Annotated in this window: 1 protein-coding gene and 1 pseudogene; one reads left to right on the top strand and one right to left on the bottom strand. The window is 67.7% G+C overall.

Annotated features, from left to right (window positions below; all coding sequences use genetic code 11):
- Positions 1–576, top strand: a 576-nt coding sequence (locus tag B0F77_RS45830; protein WP_086669317.1) for a hypothetical protein, incomplete at its 5' end; no start/stop codon positions are given.
- A 44-nt stretch (positions 577–620) separates the two neighbouring features.
- On the opposite strand, the pseudogene B0F77_RS50675 reads toward B0F77_RS45830, so the two are convergent.
- Positions 621–746: pseudogene (locus tag B0F77_RS50675) on the bottom strand (tautomerase family protein); the annotation flags it as partial.
- Between the last annotated feature and the right edge of the window lie 178 nt (positions 747–924).

The raw sequence follows: 924 nt of genomic DNA on the forward strand, positions 1-924 counted from the left end.
CTCCGCGACGTCGTCGTCCACGATTTCGACGAGGTCGGTGTGCCGCGGGACCCCGATCCCCACTGGCGCCACCGCAACACCGAGCTGTGGGTACGCCGCGCACTCGAGTACCAGGAACGCGGACTCGACCTGCTGTTGACCGGACAATCCCCACTGGGCGAGATCCTGGCGGCCCCCTCGGCACCGAAGCTGGACGGGATCGCGCTCTGTCTGGTCGATGTGGACGACGAGATCCGCCGCGCCCGGCTCGCCCACCGCGACTCCGGCCGGTGGGACACCTCGGCGGTCGACGCCTTCCTGGGCTGGGCCGCCTGGCATCGCGGACACGCCCGAGACCCTCGTCACCTCCCCGAGGCCATCACCAACGGCAGCGCCCCGGACATGGTCTGGCACCGCTGGACCGACTGGACCGCCGACGATCCGCGGTGGCGTACCCACATCCTCGACACCACCGACGAGCCCGTCTCCCGGTCTGTCGACAAGATCGAACAGTGGGTGGTCGAACAGCGCGCCGCACACCGATCCGGCCGACTTCCCCTGACGCCCGGCTGGGTCGACCAAACACATTCCGGTTGACGCGCGTGGGTGGCGGAGCGCTTGATNNNNTCGTCGACGAGGACCATGGTGTTGTCGCGAACGGCGTCACCGAAGGTCTCGGCGTAGAGGTCGGTGACCTTCTCGACGAGGACCTGCTTCTGCTCGGGGGACAACGTGCCCGCGGGGACCTTGAGGTTGGCGAACGGCATGGCTTGCTCCTGTTTCGTTTTCTTGTTGCCCGACTGGTGTCCACAGTGGCCTGACCGGCGAGCGGTAACCAGGTGACGTTTCCCCAGGGGTCGCCACCCCCTGGCTGTGGCATGGTGTGTCAGCGACACTGGTGAGGTGAACCTCGCTGAACTCGGCCTGTTCCTCCAGTCGCGGCGC

This window comes from Lentzea kentuckyensis (assembly GCF_002150765.1).
GTDB lineage: Bacteria > Actinomycetota > Actinomycetes > Mycobacteriales > Pseudonocardiaceae > Lentzea > Lentzea kentuckyensis.